The following is a 19,837-nucleotide window of genomic DNA, read 5'->3' as shown; positions in this document are numbered from 1 at the left end:
CCTCTGGTGTCGGCTCAAGGACTGGCGACGCATTGCTACCCGATACGACAAGCTTGCCGCCAACTACCTCGCAGGTGCCTACATTGCCGCCGTCATTGCATTCTGGTGCGATTGAGTCCCGACCCTACGCTTCGCTCCCAGAAACCAGACTCGGCCGGACGGCTCGCCGATCGTCCACGATATGGCCATCGGCCAGGCGGACGATCCGGTCGGCCAGATGAAAATAGCGATCATCGTGGCTGATCACGAGAAGCGTCCGGCCCTGCGCCTTCAAGGCAGGCAGAAGCTGCTCGTAAAACAGCTGCCGGAACTCAGGATCCTGGTCCGCCGCCCATTCGTCAGTCACGATTACCGGCCTCTTCTCCAGATATGCGTGCACGAGGACGAGGCGCTTTCGCTGACCGGCGGAGAGGTCAGTGGTGGAGAAACGCCCCTCCTCTACTCTCACCTTGCCGGCGAGGCCGAGCTGTTCCAGATGGCCTTCGGCCTCCTTCGGCAGCGCACCATAAGCGAGGTCATCGAAGAGATAGTAGTCCGAGAAGATGGTGGTGAAGAGCTGGCGGTAATGGTCCCGCGTCTCTGCTGCCACCAGCACTCCGTCGAGCACGACATCCCCAGCCTGCGGCGCATAGAGGCCGAGCAGCAGCTTGATGAGCGTGGTCTTACCGGAACCATTGGCACCGACGATGAAGATGAGCTCTCCCGCCCTGATCTCAAGGTTGATGGGACCGAGCACGAAGGGATCGGAACTGTAGAACCGCCCCCTGAGGTACCGACCATCAATGTCATCACCGACCCTACCTTCAAGCTCCCGGCGAACGCCCAGCAGCTTGGCGAGGTGACGGGCTCGTCCTGCAAGAGCGGCATCACGCAACCTGAACCGACCCAAGATCAGGCGATCAGGCGCCTCCAGCTCGCGGCAGCCGAGAAGGGCGCGAATGTGGTGACCAATGTCACGTTCTCCACAGAGGGCACCAGTCTCACGGGCTGTTGGGCGATCATTACGGCCAGGGGAGAGGCCTACAGGATACCGCCAGCACCGGCTCCAAGGAAGCCGCGAGCCCGGTCTTGAATACACTCGCCACGTCATTGCCGACAGGTTCCGCGAGAAGGGCTGCATACCGAAGGGCCGATAGACAAAGTCGAAACGGAAATGCCCTCGCGCACCACCTCCTCGACTTGCCGGGCATCTGGCTCTCGCCGCACAGCGATTATCCAGGCCCGCTCGGAACCGAAATGGCCAAGGCCGCGTTGCGCCCCCGCTCAAACACGCTGGGATAGCCACAATGCAGTTTCGAACCGAACGCCCGCTTCTCCAGGCGCTTGTGCAGCACCTGCGCGGGAAGTCAGACCACAGCCTCGCATCAGCCCTCGAGGTGCTGGTCACCGCGAACAGGCAGCGGCCCGCGCTTGACGCGGTCACCGAGGATGCCGCGAAGCGACCGCCCCGCTGATCGCACCATGGCGAAGGAATGGGATGCGCCGCTGGCCCGCGGCTTCGACATCTCCTGGCACGGCAAACGCCATGTGTCGACCGTCAGCGCGGCCATCGCTTTCATGATGGAGTGCTGCGGCACCGTCATGTCGCTGCAGTTCGACAAGGCTATGGACGCCCTGATTTTCGCAGCATCGACCGGCTATAAAAAAGATATATTGGCCGCAACCGAAGAATTTCATCTCTTTCTCGTCGGCCACGACATGATACATGCGCTTGAAATTTGAGCCCTGCGGGATCTTGCATTCGCGATATCCCTTTCCGCACGGGCAATAGGTGGAAACTATATTTCCGGCCAAGCTGAAACGATCAGCACGACCCCGGGTTGTTGTGGAGGGAATACCCCCCAACACATAAGGACAACGACCATGGGCAACCCAAACCAACCCGACCAGGACCCGCAGCGCCAGCAGGGCGGACAGGGTGGTCCCGGCCAGGATCCCAATCGCAAGCAGGATCCGCAGCAGGACCGCAATCGGCCCGGCGAACAGCAGCAGCACCAGACCGGCAGCGGCAAGGACCAGCAGGGCGGCCAGAAGCGTCCCGACCAGCAGAGCCAGCACGGCGACGCGGACGAGCAGCGCCGCAAGGACCAGAACAAGGACAATCCCGGCCAGCGCTGACCCCGCCCCCGAGCGAAAAGGCCTCGCCCCCTTGCCGGGGCGGGGCTTTTTGCGTCAGCCACCAGTAGATGGCCTCCGGCGCGCAGGAACTTTTAAGCCGTAGGCCAGTTCTGGCGGCGGGAGATTTCAGATGACGAATTTCGCGCGCGACCAGCGCCAATCCCTCACCGCCCGCACCACCCCGACCCCGGCCAACCGCCGCGGCCCCGCGCCTGCCTTTCCGGGGGCACAGCTGGACTGCGCGTGGGCCGCTTCCTCCTTATCGAGCGGTTCAAGCTGTGCCGGGCCGCCGTCTCCCCACATACACTCCAAGGACGATCCCGCCCAAAAATATCCCGACAGGATTGCATTCCGTAGCGTAATGACAGATTGTCACGCCCCGATCGAGACCGACACGATCAGCACCCTGTTCCGAAACTAAGGCTGAGCGGCAATTGCCTGCCGCTCAGCTACTCGGAACGAGACTGACCTAGGCGGAAGACGCCTTCAGAGAGGCCGAAGTCAGGGGTCGATATGCTCCGGCATCTCCTTGAGCTGATCTTTCGTCCACGCGGTGACAGCGTGAACGTCACCGTCCTCGTCCCGCATAAACTCGAGTTCGCCAACCGGCACTGCAACGGGCTTAGCTCCGATGCCGAGAAATCCACCGACGTCGACGATCACCAGGCTCGCCGGGCCGGTGCCATGGATGTGCGAAACGCTGCCGATCTTCTCGTCATCAGGGCCATAGATCGTCGCCCCCTCGAGAACGGACGGGACCAGTTCAGCGCTGGCCAGCCTTATGTGCTTGCTGTGGTCCATAGGGGAGTCTCCTCTTGATCGGACTGAGGAAACCCGCCATGAAACTATGCAGTTCCAAGGAACACCGACGGAGCACATGCGTTCTTTCTGATTGCAGATACGACATGGAGCAGTTGTCCTCCGGCAACAGGAGCGGCAATCATGAGATCGGCAATCTATATCGCGGGCGTGCGCAGCGTCTTTGCTGTTCCGAGCGGCCTGCACAAGCCGGCGCATGCACGGGTGAGATCGAAACTCACGAAAGCATTATCGGCACGAGACGCTGGATCTGGCCCCACGACAGCGACCCCGGCCTCGGGGTCCGCACAAAGCGACACGCAGCAGCATCCCCCGGAAGTGAGCGCATTCTTACATTTAACGGCCAAGCGACAACATTATCGGATGTAACGCGATAAGCCTGTCAGTCTCTCCATCACGAGCATCAGCAGGACCGTGGCGGCGATCAGCACCCCGGAAGCCGCCGCAGCGCGGACATCGAGCATGTTTTCGATCAGGTCCCAGAGCCGGATCGGCAGCACCTCGGAATGCGCATCCGCGAGGAAGAGCGAAATGGCGACGTTGTCGAACGAGGCCATGAAGCCGATGAAGGCGCCCGCTCCGATGCCGCCGCGCGCCAAGGGAAGCGTGACATTGGCGAAGGTGAACCAGGCACCCGCACCGAGGCTGAGCGAACATTCCTCGAGCGTGCGATCGATCTGGGCCAGGCTCGCCAGCGTGGTGCGCAGGATGAAGGGAAAGCAGATCACCGTATGTCCGATGATCAGCGTCGTCATCGACAGTCCCAGATTCAATTGGTTGAAGGTCAGGAGCAGGCCGAGGCCCAGCGCCAGCGCGGGCAGCAGCAGCGGCGACATCAGCGCGGTATCCGCAGCCCGCGCCCAGATCGCCTTGCTTGAAGTGATCGCGATGGCCGCGGCGGTCGCAAGACACGTCGCGGCAAGCGTGGCGGCAGCGGCGACCTTGAAGCTCACCAGCGCCGCGGCAATGATCTCGGGCGAAGCAACGAAAAGCGCGCGATACCATTGGGTCGAGAAGCCCGGCGGCGGAAACCGCAATGTCCCCGCCGAGGTGAAGGACGTGACCAAAACGATCACCGTCGGCAAGACCAGGAGGACGAGGGCGACGCCGCCGATCGCATAGAGGGCCAGCGCATAGCTCCACCGGTCGAGGTGCCGCCATGGCCTTGGGTACCGAGCCTCAGACATGAAGATGCCTCGTTGCAATCCGGCCGAGCACATTCAGGGCCGTGACCACCGCGAGAACCGAAACCAGCAGCATGAGCGAGATGGCGGCGGCGAAGGGCCAATTCTGCCCCTGCATGCCCTGCTGGTAAATGTACATGGGCATGAAAAGCAGGCGCCCGCCGCCGACGATGGACTGGGTGACCAGCGCACCGCAGGCCGCGGCGAAGACAAGCAGGACGCCCGCAATCACACCGGGCAGGCTGAGCGGGAAGACCACGAGGAATAGCGTGCGCCAACGTCCAGCACCAAGAGCCGTGGAGGCCTCTTGCAGGCGCGGATCGATCAAGGAGAGCGCCGAGATGATCGGCAGGGTCATGAGCGGCAGCTCGATCTGCGCCAAGGTCAGGATCAGCATCGGCTCGGTGTAGAGCAGCGGGATCGGGGCCCCGATGACGCCGAGCCAGATCAGCGCTTCATTGACCAGTCCCTGCCGGCCAAGAACCACGACCCAGGCGAAGGTGCGGACGACGGCGCTGGTCAGCAGCGGCAGGACGATCATGAGGATGAGAAGTCTTTGAACTCGCGTGGATGCGGAGACGAACAGCAGCGCCAGAGGATAGCCGAGCACCAGGGCCACGGCGGCGGTGGCCAGTCCCAGCAGCAGCGTGCGCCCGAGCACCGGCAGGCTCAGGCCGTCCGTGAAGAAGCGGGTGAAATGCACCAGCGAAACGCCGTCCGGGCCGGTCATGGCGGCGGACAGAAGCATGACGATCGGAAGCGCGACGAACATCAGGAAGAAAGCCAGCAGCGGCAGGGCAAGCCACGGCTTGCCCAAGTGCATGCGAAACGCGCTGCGCGGCACGGGCGAGGCAGCGTGCGAGGGTCTGGCTTCGGCCGTCATCGTGATCCCCTGCCCGTCCGGCCCGGATCAGGTCCGAACCTCCTTGTTGAAGCGCTCGATCAGCGCGCTGCGTTGCGGATTGAGCGCCTTCCAGTCGATCAAGGTCAGCTTGGCGAGTTCCTGATCGTCCTTCGCGACCTTCTGCAGCTCGGAACCGAAAGTCACGGTCTTGTTCGTCGGCGCCAGGAAGTTGGGTGCCGCCGCCATCCGTCCCTGCACGCCGTCGGAAAGGGCCGTGTCGATGTATGCGTAGCAAAGATCGAGCTCCTTGCTGTTCTCGATGACGTGCAGGGAGTTGCGCACCAGAACCCATCCGGACTCCGGCCGGGCGATGGCGATATCCGCACCCCGCTGGGCCAGCGGCAGGATGGCATTGAGATAGTTGAAGCTGATGTCCACCTGGCCCTGCTGGAACAGGGTCGCGAGCGCCCCGGGGTTGGGAGCCACCGCGCCGACGTTCGGCAGCAGCTTTTTGAGCGCCTCGAAGGCGGGATCCATATTGCTCTCGCTGCCGCCATGCAGCTTCGCGATCTCCACCATCCAGGCGGAACCGAGGCTGCTGCCGAGCCCGGTGATGCCGACCCGGCCTTTGTATTCCGGCTTCCAAAGGTCGAGCCAGGACGTGGGGGGCGTCTTGATCGCGATGGGATTGTAGACGATGCCCATCACCTGGACGGAGACGAAGGCGCCCCGGCCGTTGGGATCGATGAAGCGCTCCGGAAGGCTGGCGAGGTTCCTGATCCTGTCCTTGGGCAGGAGCGCGAAGATCCCCATGTCCAGCGCCGCCAGATAGGGACCCTCATCCATCAGCACAACATTGTAGGGCGGGTTCGCCTTGGAGGCCACGATCTTCGCCACGGCGTCGAGCGCAAGGACCGGCTGAAGCGCGACGCTTGCGCCGGTCGCCGCCGCGAAGGCCGGCAGCAGGATCTGGCGCTGGGCGACATCCCAGGTGCCGGGATAGGTCGTGGCAACCAGGCTGCTCGCTGCCCGGGCGCGGCCTGAAAGACCGGACAACAGACCCGGGGCAAGAGCCGCGGCGGCGCCGGAGGCGAGAAACCGGCGGCGTGAAATCGATGCGGTCATGGCGTGGCTCCAAGACTTCAGGGCTTCAGGGGCTTCAGGGCTTCAGTCGATGTAGACGGGGCAGAGGGCGGGGTTGGACACCCGGAGGTGGACATGCTCGCCGGGTGCCGCGTGGACCCCGGCGCCACGCATCTGCAGAACCTTCAGCGGCGTTCCGTCCGGCATCGCCAGATTATAGGCAATGGTGGCGCCGAGCGGCATGACCGACCGCACGACGGCGGAGAACGCATTTCCACCCCCGTCCGCCGTGAGGTGAAGATTCTCCGGCCGGATCGCCACCGTCACCCGCCCGGCCCGTCCGCAGGGGCTGGCGTGGGGCAGCACGAGGCGAACGCCGGCGTCGGTCGCGATCTCGGCCTCGCCCGCGCTTGCCAGAAGCTCGCCGGGCAGAAGATTGGCATGGCCGACGAAGCTGCTGACGAAGCGCGTCGCCGGGCGGTCGTAGATCTCCTGCGGCGTGCCGAACTGCTCCAGGCGTCCGGCATTGAAGACCGCGATCTTGTCAGCGAGGCTCAGCGCTTCCTCCTGGTCGTGCGTGACCATGATGGCGGTCAAGCCGGCGTCCCGCTGGATGCGCTTGAGCTCGATCTGCATGTCGAGGCGCAGATTCTTGTCGAGCGCACCGAAAGGTTCGTCGAGCAGCAGGAGCGACGGGTCCACCGCCAATGCACGCGCCAGTGCCACCCGCTGCTGCTGTCCGCCGGAGAGCTGGCGTGGATAACGGTCCGCCAACGTCGTCATCTGCACGAAGCGGAGCATCTCCTCGACCCGGGCGCGGCGCGCGGCGCGCGGCTGCCGGCGGGCGCGCAATCCATAGTCAACGTTGCGCTCCACGGTCATATGCGGAAAGAGCGCGTAGTTCTGGAAGACGATGCCGACCCCGCGCTCGTCCGGCCCGAGCCCGCTCATGGACGTGCCGGCGATGCGGACATCGCCGGCGCTTGGCGTGATGAAGCCTGCCACGATCCGCAGCAACGTGGTCTTCCCGCACCCGGACGGCCCCAGGAAGGCAATGAACTCGCCCGGCGCGATGGCCATCGAAACATCGTCGATCGCCAGCGCCTCGCCGAACCGATGCGAGATGGACGTCAGCTCAAGCGATGCGCTGCGCATCCGGATGGGAGATGGCGGAGGCGGGTGAACATCGGCGCGCATGAATGGAGGCTCTGATGGAGTGGGTACTCATCCGCAACAAACAATTCTAGAAATTGTCGACAATTGAAAGATCAAATTGTTTCCATACTGATCGCGTTTTAGGCACCCGGCAAAGCCGCCTTCCGTTTCGCGAGCTCAAGCCCCCCGACGCGCCCCGGCCTTCGTCCTGGGGATGATGCCCAATTCCTGAAAGATCGCGGCAATGTCGGCTTCGCTTTCATCGCCTCCATCAAGCCTCAGCCGGGCCTGCATCTCCGTCAGATGGCGCTCCATTATTGCAATCGCGCCGGCCTTGTCGCGCGCCAGAATCCGCTCGGCGATATCCGGATGGGCATCCGGGCAATGATCCTCCGCTCCCGGCTGTTCGTATTGCGCGATCACAAGCGACGTTCGCAGGGCAAGCTCTTCCATAAACTTGACGAGGACGGGATTGCCGCTCAGCCGGGCGATTTCCACATGGAAACTGGCGCTGAGGTCCAGTCCGTCCCAGCGGTCGTCGTGGGAATGTGACTTCTCCAGCGCCACCAGCCGCGACAGGTTCTTGCCCATCTCCGGCGTGAAGCGGTCCAGCGCCGCGGAGATCGCCGCGCGCTCCAGGATCTTGCGGGTATCGAAGATCGCGCGCGCCTCTTCCGCCGAGCATTGCGAGACAAAGGCGCCACGGTTCGGGATCAGCGTGACGAGGTCGCGCGAGCCGAGGTGCGACAGGACTTGCCGGATGTGGGTTCGGTTCGTGCCGAAGGCCGAGGCCAGCTCGATCTCACCCAGCTTCATGCCAGGGCGCAGGCGCTTCAGGCTGATCGCTTTCAGGATGCCCTGAACAACCGGATCCTGGTCCATGGCTCGGCCGCTATTGGTTGTGGTTGCCGCTTTTGGCTTCCGCATCATATCCCACACTTCGCTCGCTGGCAGATTGTGACAGTGGCGCCGCGCTTCGGCAACTCAACGCTCAATAAATAAGCAACAATACATATCATAAATTGTCGACAATAATTCCGTGCTGTCATAACAATCTCCGCAGGCACCCTCGGGGAACGATATGCGACAGCGCGATCTCATTGGCTATGGCGGTCGTCCGCCCGCGGTCATCTGGCCGAACGGTGCCAAGGTCGCCGTCTCGCTCGTCGTGAACTTCGAGGAGGGAGCGGAGCTTGCCGTCGGTGATGGCGACGCGGTCAGCGAGAGGATCGGCGAAGTCATCAGCGCCGTCCCGCCGGGCATCCGCGATCTCGGCCAGGAAGAGATGTTCGCCTATGGCACGCGGGTCGGCCTCTGGAGGTTCCTCGACGCATTCGAGCGTCATGGCCGGCCGGCCACGTTCTATATGTGCGGGCGTGCGGTGGAGCGCCTGCCGGAGCTGGCGGCCGAGATCGTTGCAAGGGGACACGAAGCTGCCTGCCACGGCTGGCTCTGGCGCCCGCACGCCGACTTTGCAGATCGCGCCCAGGAGCGGGCGTCTCTCGTCAGCTGCATCGACGCCATCAGAAAGGCCACAGGCGAGCGGCCCCTCGGCTTCTGCTGCCGTGGTAGCCAGAGCATCCACACGCGCGATCTCCTGGCGGAGCTTGGCTTCCTTTACGATTCCAACGGCTTTGACGACGATCTCCCATATCTGGCCCCCGCAGGTGGCGGCCAGATCCTGGTCGTGCCGTACGGGTTCGACTGCAATGACATGAAGTTCTTCCACCCCAACGGCTTCGTCGAGCCCGACCAGTTCGTTCGCTATGTGGCCGCCGCCTTATCCACGTTGCTGGGCGAGGCGGAGCGGGGCCGCTGCAGCGTCCTCAACATCGGTCTTCACCTGCGTATCTGCGGCCGCCCGGCACGCTTTGCCGCCGTGGAGAGCATCCTCGGGCTGCTTGCGAGCCTGGAAGACCGCATCTGGGTCGCGCGCCGCATCGATCTGGCCCGGCACTGGATTGCCGCCTCGGGCCAGGATGCGCAGCTTGGCATGATCTGCGATGAGCCGGCGGTGCACCTATGACCGCCCCGCGCACCGCCCCTGCCGAACGCGCCATCGGCGTTATCCTGCCGTCCTCAAACCGGGTCGTCGAGCGGGCGACCATGAGCCTGCTCCTTACCTCTCCCGGCGTGGATGCGTGCTTCGCGCGTGTGCCCTATTTCGGGAACGGGCAAGGACAGCCGGAGAACGGCTATGATGAACGCTCCTTCCTGACGGCGGCCGAACTTCTTGCGCAGGCCCAGGTGCAGGCCATCTGCTGGAACGCAACGCGCGGCGCCGCCATCGGCTTTGCCCTGGATATCGCCCTGTGCGAGCGCGTCGAGCGCCATGTCGGGATTCCCATGGTGACAACCGCGCTTGCGGTGCTCGATGAGTTCAACAGGCGTCGCATCCGCCGGATTGCCCTGGTCACGCACGGCACGCCTGCGCAGGGACAGGTCTTCAAGGACCGCTTCGCCGAACAGGGTGTGAGCAGTACAGCAGAGCTGCATCTCGGCTACACCGATAATTTTTCTGCGGCGCGCGCCCCGGCGCAGCCCATCATCGATTTTGCAAGAGACGTCGCGAATAGAGATGTCGCAGACGCTTTACTTATCTGGAGCACGAATCTTCCCGGCTATCGTTTTTCCAGCGACCTGGAATTAGAATCATCTCTGCTGGTCATTGATTCAGCCACGCTTGGCATTCAAGCAACATTGAGAATTATATGATCGACAGCAAGATCCCGGCCGCCTCACGCAGGCGCGAATCCGAAACAGCAGTAACCACGACGAGGGAGGGCACGAGGCCGGCGCTCCGCGCGCCTCTGGTGTCGATCCTGTCCACATACGCCCCGGTGGCGCTCGGCATGGCCGGTGCCCTGCGCCGATGGCTCCTGTCCTCCAGCAGCCTCCGCGGCGCGCGCCTGATCGCGCCGGCGGGGCTGGCGCGAACGGCCGCGCTGCTCGCCATGGCGTCCGCCGGGATCCTGGCCTTGTCGACCCCGCCCGCGGCGGCGGACGAGATCATAGATAATGGCCAGGTCGTGACGGTTCCCGGGGATCACACCTCGCCCTGGAGCACGGGGAACCTCACCGTCGGCGGCCAGGGCAGCGGTACGCTCACCATCGAAGCCAACGGTACGGTCACGAGCACAACCAGCTATATCGGCCTCAATGCCGGCTCGACCGGCACGGTGACGGTGACGGGCGAGAACGCGCATTGGAACCTCGGGACGTCCGACCTCGAGTTGGGCTTTTTTAGCGGCAACGGCACGCTCACCATCGAAGCCGGCGGCACGGTGACCAGCGGAACCGGTCTTATCGGCGACGGTGCCGGCTCGGTCGGCACGGTGACGGTAACCGGCGAGAACGCGAACTGGAACCTCGGAAGCTCCAGCCTCTATGTGGGCGTTTTGGGCGGCGGCACGTTCACCATCGAAGCCGGCGGCACGGTGACGAGCAGAAGCAGCTCTATCGGCGCCAATACCGGCTCGACCGGCACGGTGACGGTAACCGGCGAGGACGCGACCTGGAACCTTCAAGGCTCCGACCTTTCCGTCGGCAATCTCGGCATCGGCACGGTCACCATCGAAGCCGGCGGCATGGTCACGAGCGCAAACGGCTATATCGGCCGCATGGCCGGTTCGACCGGCACGGTGACCGTGACGGGCGCGGACGCGAACTGGAACCTCGGAAGCTCCATGCTTTACGTGGGTGGTCACGGCAATGGGACGCTCACCATTGAAGCCGGCGGCACGGTGACGAGCGGAAATAGCATTATCGGCGACGCTGACGGCTCGGTTGGCACGGTGACGGTGACGGGCGCGAACGCGCACTGGAATCTCGGGACGTCCCAGCTCCAAGTGGGCATTTTGGGCAACAGCACGCTCACCATCGAAGCCGGCGGCATGGTGACGAGCGGAAACGGCTACATTGGCACCGGTAGCTCCGTTGCCGGCCCGACCGGCACGGTAACGGTGACCGGCGCGGATGCCCGGTGGAACCTCGGAAGCTCCACCCTCCAAGTGGGCGTTTGGGGCAACGGCACGCTCACCATCGAAGCCGGCGGCACGGTGACGAGCGGGACCGGCTTTGTCGCCAACGCTGCCCATTCGACCGGCATGGTAACGGTGACCGGCGGGGATGCGCACTTGAATCTCGGACCCGAATTTTTTGTGGGCCATTTGGGCACGGGCACGCTCATCATCGAAGCCGGCGGCACGGTGACGAGCGGCATAGGCTACATCGGGTACTTTGCCAGCGGAATCGGCACGGTGACGGTGACGGGCGAGGATACGCAGTGGAACCTCGGGACGTCCGACCTTTACGTGACCTATTGGGGCCCCGGCACGCTCACCATCGAAGCCGGCGGCACGGTGACGAGCGGAGACAGCTATATCGGCTACGCTGCCGGCGTGCCCGACTCGGCCGGCACGGTGACGGTGAGGGGCGAGAACGCGAACTGGAATCTCGAAAGCTCCAACCTCTACGTAGGCGATGGCGGCACCGGTACGCTCACCATCGAGGCCGGCGGCACGGTGACGAGCGCAACCAGCTTCGTCGGCCATGATGGCGGCTCCGGAACGTTGAACCTCAACGGCACCGCCGATGACGGGCGCGGCGTGCTCGCCACCAGCCAGATCGTCAAGGGACCGGGAACCGCCGCACTCAACTTCGATGGCGGCGTGCTGCGGGCAACGGCGGGACAGAGCGATTTCCTGTCCAACTTCGCGCCAGGCGACATCGAGATCCGGGCGGGCGGAGCCTTCATCGATTCGAACGGCTTCGACATCGGCATCTCCGCGGTCCTGGAAGGTGCCGGCGGGCTCACCAAGCAGGGCGAGGGCACGCTCACGCTCTGGCAGTCCGGCGGCATCGCCGGCGCCGTGTCCATCGAGGCGGGCACGCTGGCGCTGTCCGGCTCGGCTTCGCTCGCGGGCGCGAGCGGTGTTTTCCTTGGCGGCAGTGCCAGGCTGGACGTTTCCACGATCACCGCCGCCACGACGATCACCAATCTTTCGGGCGCGTCGAGCACTGCCGAGGTTGTACTGGGTTCGAAGGCGCTGACCATCAGCCAGAGCGCGGACGCCACCTTCGCCGGCGCCTTTTCCGGCAGCGGCAGCCTGACCAAGCAGGGCGGCGGCGCCCTCACGCTCTCCGGGGACAGCTCCGGCTTCAGCGGCACGACGACGATATCCGCAGGCAGTCTGCTTCTGCGCAATGGCGCGACCACCGTCGCGCAGCTGGGCGGGACGGTCACGGTTGCGGAGGGCGGCACGCTGGGCGGCTCGGGCACGCTCACCGGGGCGGTGAGCGTGGAGGAGGGTGGCACGCTGTCGGCCGGCAGCAGCCCTGGCACGCTGACCTTCACCAACAACCTGACGCTGAATGCGGGCTCGACGACGGTGTTCGAGCTGGCCACGCCCGGCGTGGTGGGCGGGGCGGGCAACGATTATATCGACGTCGGCGGCACGCTCACCATCGCGGCCGGCGCCGGGCTGGAGATCCAGGTCGGGGCGGCGGGCTATTATACGCTGTTCGGCTACGGCACGTTGGCGGGGACCTCCTTCGCGGCCACGGTCACCGGCACCGGGGGATTCGACCTCGACCGAAGCTCCATCGACTATGGCAGCGGCACCGGCGGCGCGATCACCCTCATCGCCCTCGGCGAGGGCCAGACCATCCAGTACTGGGACGGCGCGACGCAGGGCAGCGGCGGTGGTGCCGGCACGTGGAACGCCACCAATCCCAACTGGGCCGACGCGCCGCAGGCCCCGGCCGGTTACGGCCCCTGGCTCGGCTCGGTGGGCGTTTTCGGCGGCACCAGCGGCGGCACGGTGACGGTTTCCGGCACCCGGTCCTTCGACACGCTGCAGTTCATCACCGACGGCTATCAGCTTGTCGGCGGCACACTGGCGATGAACCCGGTTTCCGGCGCGTCCGGCACGATCAATGTCGACGCCAACGTCTCGGCCACGATCCATTCAGTCATCGCCGACGGCGCCGCCCCGGCGGGGCTGGTCAAGCTGGGCGCGGGGCAACTGCGGCTCACCGGCATGAACACCTATACCGGCGGCACCACCATAGGCGGCGGCACGCTGCAGGTCGCGGCCGACGCCAATCTGGGCGCGGCGTCGGGCGGTCTGACCTTCAATGGCGGCACGCTGTCGACGACGGCGAGTTTTTCGTCCGCGCGCGACGTGACGGTGTCGGCGGCGAGTGCGATCGAGGTCGCCGACGACACCGGGCTGGACCTGTCCGGCGCCATCGCCGGCCCCGGCATCCTCGCCAAGCAGGGGCTGGGCACGCTGACCCTGACGGGCACGTCGTCGGTCGCCTGGAACATCGAAGCGGGTCGCCTCATCGCCGACGCAGCGGGGTTCACCGGCGATGCGACGATCGCAGCCGGTGCCGGCCTCGGCTTCAACCAGGCCGCGGACACGACCTATGCCGGGACGATCTCCGGTGCGGGCTCGCTCACCAAGCTCGGGGCCGGCACGCTCATCCTGACGGGTACCAACGCCTATACCGGCGGGACGGTGCTGGCGGACGGCATCGTCAAGGTGTCGGCCGACGCCAATCTCGGTGCCGCATCGGGCGGGCTGACCTTTGCCGGCGGCATGCTGGTGACGACGTCAAGCCTCGCCTCCGCCCGCGCCATCTCGGTGCCGGCCACCGGCGGCTTCGACGTGGCTTCAGGCACGACGCTTGACCTGTCGGGGACGATCTCGGGCCCGGGCTCGCTCGTCAAGCTCGGTACGGGCACGCTGGCGCTGGCGGGCACGTCGTCGGTCGGCTGGACTGTTCAGGCCGGCAGCCTGACGGCGCGGGCGGCGAGCTTTAGCGGCGATGTGACCATCAGCGCCGCCGCGGCCTTCGCCCTGAACGCCGGCATGGCGGCGGGCTACGCCGGCACGCTGTCGGGAACGGGCTCCTTCACCAAGACCGGCCCGGCGTCGCTGAACTACACCGGCAATGGGGCGGCCTTCACCGGGCTAACCAGCGTCGCCGCCGGCCGTCTGGCAGTGAACGGCACGCTGGGCGGCCCGGTGTCCGTGCTTTCCGGCGCCACGCTGGGCGGCAGCGGCACGACGGGCCCGGTGACGCTGGCGAACGGGGCGGTGATCGCGCCGGGCAATTCGATCGGCACGCTCACCGTCAATGGCGATATCACCTTCGCCGCCGGCTCGACCTATCAGGCGGAGCTGGCCGGCAGCGGGGCGAGCGATCTCATCATCTCCTCCGGCCGGGCCGTCCTCAACGGGGCGGACCTGGCCCTGGTCGCGCTCGACCCCGGGGTCAGCTACCAGAACGGCCAGAGCTTCATGATCCTCGACGCCGGCGGCGGCGTGGTGGGCAGCTTCGGCAGCGTGGCGACCGGCTCGGTCTTCCTCACCGCCCGCACCTCCGAGCTGGATGGCGCGGTCATGGTCAGCGTCACGGTGGCGGATGACGGCCCCAACCCGCCGACCCCGCCGGCGGTGTTCACTTCCGCGGCGATCACGCCGAACCAGTATGCGACGGCGGCGGCGCTGGACACGCTGGGCCAGTCCGGGGCGTCGCAGGCGCTGTACAACGCCATCCTGTTCCTGCCGTCGGCGGAGGCCGCTCGCGGCGCCTTCGACCAGCTCTCCGGCGAGGTGCATGCCTCGGCCCAGAGCGTGTTCATGGAACAGAGCTCGCTGATCCGTGGCGCGCTGACCGATCGCCTGCGGGCGGCACAGGGAGGGGTGGGCGCCTCCACCGGCCCGGTGGTGAGCTATGAAGGCGGCACCTTCGCGCGCGGCTATGCGGCGCCTTCCCCGGTACAGGTCGCGGCCGACGTCGCCATGCCGGCCAAGGCGGTCGCCGCCCCGGCGACGACGGAAAAATTCGCGCTGTGGACCACCGGCTTCGGCAATTGGGGCGAGTTCGGCGGCAATGGCAACGCCGCCAGCCTCTCCGACTCCACCGGCGGCTTCCTGATCGGCGCCGACGCCAGCATCGGTGACGGCTGGCGGCTTGGCGTCGCGGGCGGCTACTCCTATTCCGCCTTCTCCATTGCCGGCCGGAACAGCTCGGGCACCAGCGACAACTGGCATGTCGGCGTCTATGGCGGCAAAGTCTGGGGTCTGCTCGCGGTGCGCACTGGCCTCGCCTATAGCCGGCAGGACGTCACCACTGGCCGCTCGGTGGCGTTCACCGGCTTCGCCGGCACGCTGAACGCCGATTACGATGTCGGCACCTTCCAGGCTTTCGGCGAGCTGGGCTGGCGCATCGATGCCGCCTTCGCGTCCTTCGAGCCTTTCGCCAACCTCGCCTATGTCAGCCTCGACACTGGCGCCTACCAGGAGCAGGACGGCGCCGCAGTCTTGTTCTCCGGCGGCTCGGACATGTACACCATCTTCTCGACGCTGGGGCTGCGCATGTCGAAGGGGATCGTGCTCGGCAGCACCGACGCCACCTTGCGCGGGGCCATCGGCTGGCGCCATGCCTTTGGCGACATCACCCCGACGATCAGTCAGGCTTTCGTCTCGTCGGACGCCTTCACCGTGACCGGCGTCCCGATCGCCGAGGATGCGGCGGTGCTGGAGGCGGGGTTCGACGTGCGGGTCGGTGGCTCCACCACCCTGGGCGTCGCCTATACTGGCCAGTTCGGCGGCGACGTCACCCAGAACGGCTTCAATGCCACGCTGAAGGTGAGTTTCTGAGAGGAGTTGGTGACGTCCAGGCCCGCCAGCTGGGCAAGGCGCTCGAAGCCGTGGCGGTCGACATCGGTTTTGTGAAACGCTGCTGCTAGATGAGGTGCGGCGGACAGGCATCGCATGCGCGCGACGCTTAGCCATATCAAGCGGTCTAATTCCGCGTGTTTTGCTTAAGCCTTTGAAGCACCAGAATGTACCAATGCCTGCCGCCTTTTTGAAGGTGGAGACAATCGAACCTATGACCTGTGCCTCCGAGCCTTCCGCGACCTACGCGTAGTGGGGCCACCTTCTTAGCCGGCATCGTGAGGTAGCGCGGGGATGGGTGGCGCCGGTCTCCCCGAGGCACGGGAAGACGTTGCGGAGGCTGTAATCGTAGGCCTCGGCGCGCGAGGCGGCGCTTGCCCATCAGGATTCTGGCGAGCTACATGGCTGCCTCAGAAGGCGGCCACCTGCCCGTCCTTCCGGCTGTCCGAGCCGCCCACATAGGCGCCGTCCTCGCCCCTCAGGATGAGCTGCGCGCCGCCGAAGGCGAAGACCGCCTCGGGCGGCTCCACCTCGATCTCGTGGCCCAGCGCCTTGAGGCCCTCCAGCAGCTCCGGACCGACACTGGGCTCCACCGCCACCTTGCGACCGGAGACCACGCGCCAGCGGGGTGCGTCGGCGGCGGCCTGGGGGCCCTGGCGATATTTCAGCGTGCGCAGCACCATCTGGGTGTGTCCCTGGGCCTGCATGGGCCCGCCCATGACGCCGAACGACATGAGCGGCGTGCCGGCTGCGTCCATGGCGAAGCCGGGGATGATGGTGTGGAACGGGCGCTTGCGCGGGCCCACCTGGTTGGCGTGGCCGGACTTCAGCGTGAAGGAGGTGCCGCGGTTCTGCAGGCTGATGCCAGTACCCGGCACCACGACGCCGGAGCCGAAGCCCATGTAATTGGACTGGATGAAGGACACCATCCTCCCCTGCGCATCCGCCGCCGTGAGATAGACCGTGCCGCCCGGCTTAGGCCCCTTGAAGCTGGGCAGGCCCGCCTTGCCGGGGTCCACCTCCTTCGCCCGCTCCGCGAGATAGGCAGGGTCCAGAAGGCTGCGCGGGTCGATGTTCATGGTGTCGGGGTCGCCGACGAATTCGTCGAGGTCCGCCAGCGCCAGCTTCGTGGCCTCGATGACGAGATGCGTGGTCTCCACCGAATCCACCGCCGCGGTGCCGACCCCCAGCGCGTCCAACAGGCCCAGCGTCATCAGGGTGGCGATGCCCTGTCCGTTGGGCGGCAACTCGTGGATCACTGCGCCCGCATAGGGCTGGGAGAGGGTGTCGACGAAATCCGCGGTGTGGGCGGCCAGATCCTCCACCGTCATGGCGCCGCCGCAAGCCTTGGAATGGGCCGCGATCTTCTCCGCCAGCGCGCCGCGATAGAAGGACTCGCCTTCGGTCGTGACGATCTCCTCAAGGCTCGATGCCAGCGCCGGATTGCGGAAAATCTCTCCCGCCTTCACCGCCCGGCCCTCCGGCATGAAGGCTTCCGAAAAGCCCGGCTGCCCGGAGAGGATGCCCGCGGCATTACTCCACAGGCGGGAAATCTGCACCGAGACGGGGAAGCCGTCGCGGGCGAAGCGCAGCGCGGGCGCGGCCAGCACTTCCAGCGGCAGCGAGCCGAAGCGCCGCCACAGCGCGATCCAGGCAGAGACTGCGCCGGGCACCGTCACCGCCTCCCATCCCCGCTCGGGCATCACCGCGCGGCCCGCAAAGCGCTCCGGTGTCCAGCCGGCGGGTGCGCGGCCGGAGGCGTTGAGGCCGTGCAGGCGCTCCCCGTCCCACAATATGGCGAAGCCGTCGCTACCGAGGCCGTTGCCCGAGGGCTCCACCACGGTGAGCGCCATGGCGGTGGCGATGACCGCATCGATCGCATTGCCGCCCCGCGCGAGCATGGAGAGCCCGGCCTGGGCGGCCAGCGGCTGGGAGGTCGCCACCATGGAGCGGCCGAAGACGGGCATCCGGGGCATGGGATAGGCGGCGCGATAATCCAGTGCGGAGAGGTCCATGGAAGTGTCCGTGAAAGGCGCGGCAGAAGCAGCAAAGGTGATCTCGCATTTCACGGTGGCGCGCAATAGGATGCATAGCAAGCAATATATCCAACCTGACAGGACGCGCGTTTTCCCGTATTCCTTTCGTGAAATTCTTGCTGTAGGCGACACGGAAATCCAGGCGGAAGGAGCGGACATGCCGGCGAGGACCAAAGTTCAGGCGAACGACACTGAGGAGCCGGAAGGCTTCGATGCCGACCCTTTGCACCGGATGACGCTCGGCTACCTCATCAACCTCATCGCCCGACTCCTCGCCCAGTCGCTAAAGGTCCGCAACGGCGCGGATGGCATCCTGCCGGGCCAGTATCCCGTGGCGGTGGAGCTGCTGGCCCGCGACGGCCTCAGCCAGCGCGACCTGTGCGAGGCAGTGCGCATCGAGCAGGCCACCATGGCCAATACGTTGAAGCGCATGGAGCGCGACGGGCTCATCACCCGCCGCCAGAGCGCCGAGGATGGCCGCCTCGCCACCATCCACCTCACGGAAGTGGGAACGCAGCTCGCTTTTGCCTCGGCGCGCAATGCGGCGGATGTGAACCGGGTGGCGCTGGACGGGCTCGACCCGGCCGCGCAGGCGGACCTGAGGGACACGCTGCTGGACTTGGCGGAACGCCTGGAGGCGGACCTGAAGCGGCGCGGAGAGAAGGACGTTTAGGACAGGCGCACTCCCTCCCCCACAAGCGGGAGAGGGAGTTAGGCCCCCTTCGTGAAGGTGCAGGTTCGGCTGAAATCCCATCACAGCCTAAATTTTAGGCGTGGCGCTTCTCTGGACATACATAGCAAGCTATGAAATAGTCCTCGCCATAAGCAGAGTGGATGCTGATGTGCGTTCTGCGCACCGCGGCCTCCCAGGATGCATTGGAGAGACGCACCGTGAAAGCCGCCATTGTCCAGGCCCATGGCGGGCCGGAGAACCTGGTCTATGTGGAAGACTGGAACCGCCCCGAACCCGGCCCCGGCGACGTGGTGCTGCGCGTCAAGGCCTCATCGCTGAACTATCACGACGTCTTCACCCGGCGCGGCATGCCGGGCATCAAGCTGAACCTCCCCGTCATCCCCGGCCTGGACGTCGCCGGCGAGGTGGTGAGCCTCGGCGAGGGCGTCACCGGCGTCAAGGCGGGTGACCGGGTGCTGGTGGACCCCATCAACCGCGTCGAAGGCGGCCTCATGGGCGAGACCGTGGACGGCGGCCTCGGCGAATATTGCAAGGCCCGCGCCCACCAGCTCGTGCCCATCCCGGACGGCGTCACCTATGAGCAGGCGGCGGCCCTGCCGGTCGCCTACGGCACCGCCTACCGCATGATGTTCACCAACGGCGGCATCAAGGCCGGCGACAAGGTGCTCGTCCTCGGCGCCTCCGGTGGAGTCGGCACCGGCGCTGTGCTGCTGGCCAAGCTCGCGGGCGCCTATGTGATCGCCTGCGGCTCCAGCGATGCCAAGCTCGCCAAGCTGAAGGAGATCGGCGCCGACGAGGTGATCGACTACACCAAGACCGACTTCACCAAGGAGGTCTATGCCCGTTACGGCAAGCCCCACCGCCGCACCTATGACGGCGGCGTGGACGTGGTGGTGAACTTCACCGGCGGCGACACGTGGGTGCCCTCCATGCGGGCGCTGAAGCGCGGCGGCAAGTTGCTCACCTGCGGCGCCACCGCCGGCTTCAATCCCGATGAGGACCTGCGCTTCATCTGGACCTTCGAGCTGAAGATCCTCGGCTCCAACTCGTGGGCCCGCGAGGACCTCGTCGCCCTCCTCGACCATGTGGCGAAGGGCGAGCTGAAGCCGGTGATCGACCGCGTGTTCCCGCTGACGGAGTCCCGCGAGGCGCTCCGCCTCATCGAGGAGCGGGAAGTCATCGGCAAGGTCATCATCGCGCCCTGAGGAGAT

Annotated in this window: 15 protein-coding genes and 2 pseudogenes; 9 read left to right on the top strand and 8 right to left on the bottom strand. The window is 65.9% G+C overall.

The annotated features are described in order from the left end of the window. Nucleotides 1–115 (top strand): annotated as a pseudogene (locus ABLE91_RS28295) (IS5/IS1182 family transposase); the annotation flags it as partial. Between the two features lie 9 nt (nucleotides 116–124). On the opposite strand, the pseudogene ABLE91_RS28290 reads toward ABLE91_RS28295, so the two are convergent. Continuing rightward, nucleotides 125–742, bottom strand: a pseudogene (locus ABLE91_RS28290) (cyclic peptide export ABC transporter); the annotation flags it as partial. Nucleotides 743–1,286: 544 nt separating this feature from the next. Between ABLE91_RS28290 and ABLE91_RS28285 the strand changes: the two are divergent. The 3 genes from ABLE91_RS28285 (at nucleotide 1,287) to ABLE91_RS28275 (ending at nucleotide 2,118) form a co-directional block, all read left to right on the top strand. Beyond that, on the top strand, nucleotides 1,287–1,454 hold the full coding sequence (locus ABLE91_RS28285) for a hypothetical protein (protein ID WP_348935899.1): 168 nt from the start codon (nucleotides 1,287–1,289) through the stop codon (nucleotides 1,452–1,454). Between the two features lie 7 nt (nucleotides 1,455–1,461). Beyond that, nucleotides 1,462–1,722, top strand: a complete 261-nt coding sequence (locus tag ABLE91_RS28280; protein ID WP_348935898.1) for a hypothetical protein — start codon at nucleotides 1,462–1,464, stop codon at nucleotides 1,720–1,722. Nucleotides 1,723–1,863: 141 nt separating this feature from the next. Continuing rightward, complete coding sequence (locus tag ABLE91_RS28275; RefSeq protein ID WP_348935897.1) at nucleotides 1,864–2,118, top strand: hypothetical protein; 255 nt, start codon at nucleotides 1,864–1,866, stop codon at nucleotides 2,116–2,118. Nucleotides 2,119–2,619: 501 nt separating this feature from the next. Here the strand turns inward: ABLE91_RS28275 and ABLE91_RS28270 are convergent. From ABLE91_RS28270 to ABLE91_RS28245, 6 genes are all read right to left on the bottom strand, one after another. Further along, a complete protein-coding gene (locus ABLE91_RS28270) occupies nucleotides 2,620–2,919 on the bottom strand; it encodes a PRC-barrel domain-containing protein (protein WP_348935896.1) in 300 nt (99 codons plus the stop codon). Between the two features lie 374 nt (nucleotides 2,920–3,293). Beyond that, the gene (locus ABLE91_RS28265; protein WP_348935900.1) at nucleotides 3,294–4,013 is read right to left on the bottom strand and encodes an ABC transporter permease; all 720 of its coding nucleotides are present in this window, start codon (nucleotides 4,011–4,013) and stop codon (nucleotides 3,294–3,296) included. Nucleotides 4,014–4,116: 103 nt separating this feature from the next. Then, nucleotides 4,117–5,004 (bottom strand): ABC transporter permease, encoded by an 888-nt coding sequence (locus ABLE91_RS28260; protein WP_348935895.1) that lies wholly within the window; start codon nucleotides 5,002–5,004, stop codon nucleotides 4,117–4,119. A gap of 27 nt (nucleotides 5,005–5,031) precedes the next feature. Then, nucleotides 5,032–6,090 carry an extracellular solute-binding protein gene (locus ABLE91_RS28255; protein WP_348935894.1) on the bottom strand — a complete coding sequence of 353 codons (1,059 nt, stop codon included), beginning with the start codon at nucleotides 6,088–6,090 and terminating at the stop codon, nucleotides 5,032–5,034. 42 nt (nucleotides 6,091–6,132) lie between these two features. Beyond that, nucleotides 6,133–7,203, bottom strand: coding sequence for an ABC transporter ATP-binding protein (locus tag ABLE91_RS28250; protein ID WP_348935893.1), 1,071 nt, complete (start codon nucleotides 7,201–7,203; stop codon nucleotides 6,133–6,135). Nucleotides 7,204–7,380: 177 nt separating this feature from the next. Continuing rightward, nucleotides 7,381–8,085, bottom strand: a complete 705-nt coding sequence (locus tag ABLE91_RS28245; RefSeq protein ID WP_348935892.1) for a GntR family transcriptional regulator — start codon at nucleotides 8,083–8,085, stop codon at nucleotides 7,381–7,383. A gap of 199 nt (nucleotides 8,086–8,284) precedes the next feature. Between ABLE91_RS28245 and ABLE91_RS28240 the strand changes: the two genes are divergently transcribed. From ABLE91_RS28240 to ABLE91_RS28230, 3 genes are all read left to right on the top strand, one after another. Continuing rightward, nucleotides 8,285–9,229: a polysaccharide deacetylase family protein gene (locus ABLE91_RS28240; protein WP_348935891.1), complete on the top strand. Its 945-nt coding sequence runs from the start codon at nucleotides 8,285–8,287 to the stop codon at nucleotides 9,227–9,229. After that, a complete protein-coding gene (locus ABLE91_RS28235; protein WP_348935890.1) occupies nucleotides 9,226–9,918 on the top strand; it encodes an aspartate racemase/maleate isomerase family protein in 693 nt (230 codons plus the stop codon). Before ABLE91_RS28240 ends, ABLE91_RS28235 begins: the two co-directional genes overlap by 4 nt. A gap of 98 nt (nucleotides 9,919–10,016) precedes the next feature. Further along, the gene (locus ABLE91_RS28230) at nucleotides 10,017–15,878 is read left to right on the top strand and encodes an autotransporter domain-containing protein (protein ID WP_348935889.1); all 5,862 of its coding nucleotides are present in this window, start codon (nucleotides 10,017–10,019) and stop codon (nucleotides 15,876–15,878) included. A 428-nt stretch (nucleotides 15,879–16,306) separates the two neighbouring features. Here the strand turns inward: ABLE91_RS28230 and ABLE91_RS28225 are convergent, their stop codons facing one another. Continuing rightward, nucleotides 16,307–17,911, bottom strand: a complete 1,605-nt coding sequence (locus tag ABLE91_RS28225) for a gamma-glutamyltransferase family protein (RefSeq protein ID WP_348935888.1) — start codon at nucleotides 17,909–17,911, stop codon at nucleotides 16,307–16,309. A gap of 178 nt (nucleotides 17,912–18,089) precedes the next feature. Between ABLE91_RS28225 and ABLE91_RS28220 the strand changes: the two genes are divergently transcribed. Together ABLE91_RS28220 and ABLE91_RS28215 are read left to right on the top strand one after the other, a co-directional pair. After that, nucleotides 18,090–18,605 (top strand): MarR family winged helix-turn-helix transcriptional regulator, encoded by a 516-nt coding sequence (locus ABLE91_RS28220; RefSeq protein ID WP_348935887.1) that lies wholly within the window; start codon nucleotides 18,090–18,092, stop codon nucleotides 18,603–18,605. Between the two features lie 218 nt (nucleotides 18,606–18,823). Continuing rightward, a complete protein-coding gene (locus ABLE91_RS28215) occupies nucleotides 18,824–19,831 on the top strand; it encodes a quinone oxidoreductase family protein (RefSeq protein WP_348935886.1) in 1,008 nt (335 codons plus the stop codon). Nucleotides 19,832–19,837: the final 6 nt, after the last annotated feature.

Source organism: Aquabacter albus, from assembly GCF_040049275.1.
Lineage (GTDB): Bacteria > Pseudomonadota > Alphaproteobacteria > Rhizobiales > Xanthobacteraceae > Aquabacter.
The sequence above is the reverse complement of the archived record's forward strand: the minus strand, read 5'-3'. Positions and strand labels throughout refer to the sequence as shown.